At 54.5% G+C, this 4739-nt stretch carries 5 protein-coding genes; 3 read left to right on the plus strand and 2 right to left on the minus strand.

What is annotated here, in order from left to right; all coding sequences use genetic code 11:
• Positions 1-1019, minus strand: a 1019-nt coding sequence (locus ABX962_RS30595) for a vitamin K epoxide reductase family protein (protein WP_372725251.1), incomplete at its 3' end; no start/stop codon positions are given.
• Between the two features lie 444 nt (positions 1020-1463).
• Here ABX962_RS30595 and ABX962_RS30600 point away from each other — a divergent pair.
• The 3 genes from ABX962_RS30600 (at position 1464) to nhaA (ending at position 4124) form a co-directional block, all read left to right on the plus strand.
• Entirely contained in the window at positions 1464-1709 is a 246-nt protein-coding gene (locus ABX962_RS30600; protein WP_372725253.1) for a hypothetical protein, read from the plus strand.
• Positions 1710-2253: 544 nt separating this feature from the next.
• Complete coding sequence (rnk, locus tag ABX962_RS30605) at positions 2254-2667, plus strand: nucleoside diphosphate kinase regulator (protein ID WP_372725255.1); 414 nt, start codon at positions 2254-2256, stop codon at positions 2665-2667.
• Positions 2668-2744: 77 nt separating this feature from the next.
• Positions 2745-4124: a Na+/H+ antiporter NhaA gene (gene nhaA / locus ABX962_RS30610; RefSeq protein WP_372725257.1), complete on the plus strand. Its 1380-nt coding sequence runs from the start codon at positions 2745-2747 to the stop codon at positions 4122-4124.
• 66 nt (positions 4125-4190) lie between these two features.
• On the opposite strand, the gene ABX962_RS30615 is transcribed toward nhaA, so the two are convergent.
• A partial coding sequence (locus ABX962_RS30615; RefSeq protein ID WP_372725259.1) for an Hpt domain-containing protein occupies positions 4191-4739 on the minus strand: 549 nt, incomplete at its 5' end.

The following is a 4739-nucleotide window of genomic DNA, read 5'->3' on the forward strand; positions in this document are numbered from 1 at the left end:
CAATGAGGACAGGTGTAATCAAACAGCTCGACAAATACCAATTCCGCATCCGGCTTGCCGATCAGTGGCCACTGGCGGGTATCAAGTTTCAGCCCCCCTAGGATGCTGGCGGTACGTCGCTCGGGCTGCGACGGCGTCGCGCTGGCAGCAGCTGTCTGGTCGACTTGTCCAACCATCAACATGCTGGGGTTGAACAATCCCATCGCTAGTGAAAATCCCGTCATATTCGCGCTCGGCGTGGGCGTTTGGGGCGTAGGCGTTTGAGGCATGGGCGGCACCAATCGGTTCGACGAGAGGGGAGCTTCAAACAGCATCGAATCATCATTGGGGGTCGTTGACGAATCAGCTGGACGCGACGAGTCAGCGGGGATTGCCGCTGGCGGACTTGAGTATTCGATCACCTCAAACGTATCGGGCGCCGGAGTACTGACTTGCAGTGCAATCAACAATGCCACCGACGTCACCGCCGCTCCACCAACTTTCATCAACGTCGACTTGCGAAGCGGTCGTCGCCACAGCACTACCGCCGCTGCGATCAATCCCGCGGTATGGGCGACCAAACAGTAGGGGCAAAGATGCTCGAGCAGAAAGACTTGTAAACCGACAAACCAGAGCGCCGCTAATCCCGCCGTGATCGCGGCAAAACTGATCATTGGCCAACGGTACCGTTCCCATCGAAGCGGCATGGGCCGTATCAACAACAGACCCAGGATCGAAGCATGGGTCAGAATCGCAGGAATGCTGACCGGTACCGACATCACCGTGGCCCAGCGGCTGTGTAGGACATGGTCACAATTGAATAGATCACCGCTACATCCCGCCACGCTGCCCGACGTCAACGAAACCCAAGCCAGATAGCTGCTGCTAGCCAGCGCAATGGTGCTACATAAAAGAAGTGCCCATTTCGTCGGCGCTACTGACGCAAAGTGACCGCGATGACGCACATGCGGTGCGTTGCGTGAATGTAAAAACGGGAACCAGCTGGACGACGAACGGTCGAACAAATCAGCAGCAGACATGATTCTCTCATCAAATTTGGCGTATCGGCATGGTGCATCTCTCGAGTCACCGATAGCAAAGCAGGTGGCGTGCCGCAGCCAGCGGACCGGCATCCGTCAGCTTTACCGCTGCCTAAATAGCTCGTATTTCCCCAGAAAAAGGCGAATCCCGAAGTTTTGGTGCTGTTTTGGAAACCCGCCGGCTTGATTGCTGAATGAACAGCTTGGACAAAAATTGGACACGGGTATGCGTCCCCTTGTCCGTCAACCGGCCTTCATCAGCCCCGTCAACAGCGGTGGACGCTGTCTCGTTAAGGTGACGCCCACTCGGCTCGAAAATGGCGTTTGGACGACATATCCGGGCAAAAACCGCCAAAATGCGACACGGCATCTTGATTGCATTAGAACGAACCAGACGCCACGGGAGTAACACGATTCATTCTTTTCTCGCACGAGAGCCCCGCCATGTTAATGCGCAACCCCGAGTATCCACTCGATGATCTTGATGTCGATCAGGATGTCGACTTTGACATCGCGGCCTCGCGTCGCACGGCAACTATCGAATCAATGCCCGCCGCACCGGCACCAGACGCGTCGGTCCGAGACGTCTCGGACGAAAATTTGTCGGACCTTCACCCGCTCCGCGAACAAATCATTCTGTGTCTGTTGTTCGCCGCCGCGATTGCTTTACGCTCGTGGTTTGTCTCATGATCCATTTGACGGATCAAATAGAAAAGGCGTCCAGCACCATCGACTTTGCCGACCTACCCGAACCGCTAAGACGTCCTCGCGATGCTGCCTACCATCATGTGTCCCTGTTTGCCGCCAGTAACGTCAACCTGTCAATTCAGCGTGATAGGACTCAGCATGCTGCAATGTTTTCGCGGCGGTGTTGCGCGCCCCGTCGTTAAACGTCCTGACTAAATATTGGGCTGCATGGCGGAATTTTCGCCAGATTTCCGGTCAACGATGGCGGATGTTTGGATCCAAACACCATTGTTTCTCGGTTGGACAGGCCAATGGCCCGATCTTGGACTCTTTGGCGCGGCGGTTGCAATGCAGGACGAAATCGGCGTCCAGCGGCGAGAGGACCTGCCTCTCGAAATCGTGTTCCTGCCCAAAAACACACTCCCTTCATCCCATTGCCCTTCGTCCCATTGCCCTTCGTCCCATTGTCTGCCTCTCAAAATTAAACCGCTGTTTCAAATTCGGATTCTAAATTTGAGACGCCTCCTCTCGATTCGGAGCCTCCTTCGTGAGCCACAAAACAATTGTCATCACTCAAAGTGACTATCAACGACTTGATGAATTGTTGTCGAGTCATTTTACTCAGGCGATCCACGACCCAAAAATCCTGCGAGAGTTACGTGGCGAATTGAACGTGGCCGAGATTGTCGATTCGCGAAACATTCCAGCTGATGTCGTGACGATGGATTCGATCTTTCAACTGTATGACCGCCGCACCGACGAACTGGGAACCTACACCTTGGTGTATCCCGAGGAAGCCCATATTGCGACGGGAAAATTGTCGGTGCTGGCGCCGATTGGAACCGCAATTCTAGGTTGTCGGATTGGGGATAGTGTCCACTGGAAGGTCCCCAGCGGAAATATCGAGCTGCAGATCGCAGACATCTTGTATCAACCCGAACGCGAAGCGATGGCAACGTAACCTTGCGTTCGCAAAGGGCGAATGATCGTATTGCGAGGAAACGGAGTTTCAATTGTGTTACAATTCACAGAGAATGAATGTCTTCATCGACGACCAGCAAACCTCGTTATCACGCCATACAACCAGTCCACCCCAATGTGACGGTTCCACTACCTGAACAACCGATCGATCGATTTGTACGCCCGGTTGCTCGCTTTCTGCATATCGAAGCAGCCAGCGGCGTGCTGTTGATGCTTTGCACAGCGTTCGCCATCATCATGGCCAATTCCGTCTGGGCTGATTCCTATCTCCGTTTCTGGAAAACCGAGCTGGGCGTTTCTTTTGGATCGTTGCATTTCCAACACTCGCTGCGGCACATCATCAACGACGGGTTGATGGCGATCTTTTTCTTTGTGATCGGATTAGAGGTCAAGCGTGAATTGGTGCATGGCGCACTGTCGGACCTGCGTCGCGCCACCCTTCCGATCGCAGCCGCAATTGGCGGTATGGTCGTGCCCGCCGGGATTTATCTTGCGCTTCAGTATGACCAACCCGCAGCACGCGGTTGGGGCATTCCCATGGCGACCGACATCGCGTTTGTTGTCGGTTTTCTGGCGTTACTTGGTTCGCGAGTCCCTAATAATCTACGCGTGCTACTGCTGTCGCTCGCGATCGTCGATGACATCGGCGCGATCATCGTGATCGCCATCGGATACACACACCAACTGGACGGCCGCTTCCTGATGCTGGCGGCAATCGGGGTCGGTATCGTCCACCTATTCTCGCGACTCGGTGTTCGCCGTTTTCCGCCCTACATCATCGCAGGACTACTCGCTTGGCTTGCGTTTCACGAATCGGGAGTCCATGCCACCTTGACTGGGGTGATTCTCGGCTTGATGACGCCAGCCAAGGCGACGATTGTTCCTGATCACTTTCATCAATACTTGATGAAGACCGGAGAGGCGTTCCGTGGCGAAGTTTGGCAGACGGTAAATCAGCGAGCCCAAAAGGTACGCGAGGTACAGCGATTGACTCGTGAAACCGTCTCTCCGCTTGAGTATCTTGAAACGATACTGCATCCGTGGAGCAGTTATTTCATCATCCCAATTTTTGCGATGGCCAATGCGGGCGTTGCAATGCAATTGTCCAACATCGAGGATCCTGTTGCGATCGCGGTAATGCTCGGGTTGGTCGTGGGTAAACCGCTTGGCGTGCTGTTGTTCTGCGTGCTGGCGGTGCAAATTGGCTGGGCAAGACTGCCCTCCGGTGTGAGTTGGCGTATCCTGATTGCAAGCAGCTTTCTTACCGGCATCGGTTTTACGATGGCCTTGTTCATTGACGGATTGGCGTTTGGCGAAGAGGGGCTCGATACCGCGAAAACAGGCATCATGGTGGGATCGGCGATCAGTGCCGTCCTCGGAATGACGCTGCTGATGTGGACACTGCCCACCCCCAAATCCGCTAAGGTTCGGACCTGATTTTTCAGCTTTGCGAATCGTTCCGAAAAAAACCGTGGGAAAGTGACACAACGATGGCATTGCCCGCTAGCCGGCGGTCTTTTCGTTTAACTCTTTCGCCAAATGCTCGGACGCCGCAACCAATTCATCCATGATCGACTTGACCGAACCGAGGTCACCCTCTTTGCCTTGGTGTTCGAGTGTTTCCGCAGCTTTGACCACATCAACGGCGCCAAAATATCCCGACGCTCCTTTTAACGTATGAGCGGCTCGCGAGAGTCCTACCGCATCACCCGATTCAAATGCTGCTTGAATCTTGCCAAGCAACTGCTGCGATTCATCCAAGTAGACCTTCGCTAACTCGCAAGCCATTTCTTCATTGCCACAGGTTTGTTCAAGCGTCATGTCCCAGTTCAGCTGGGGCTGGCCATTGGTCCTGGTCGCTTCACACTTTGACTGAGCTTTCGGCGTCAACGTAGACTCCTCGACCGGCAACGCCTGTATCGCTCCGTGGGGAGATTGAGCGAGCACGCGTTGCAATTCCATAGGATCGAAGGGCTTGGCGATGTAGTCGTCCATGCCGGCGGCGAGAAACCGTTCGCGATCTCCCTTCATCGCATTGGCAGTCATGGCGAC

The organism is Novipirellula sp. (genome assembly GCF_041583735.1).
Taxonomy (GTDB): domain Bacteria; phylum Planctomycetota; class Planctomycetia; order Pirellulales; family Pirellulaceae; genus Novipirellula.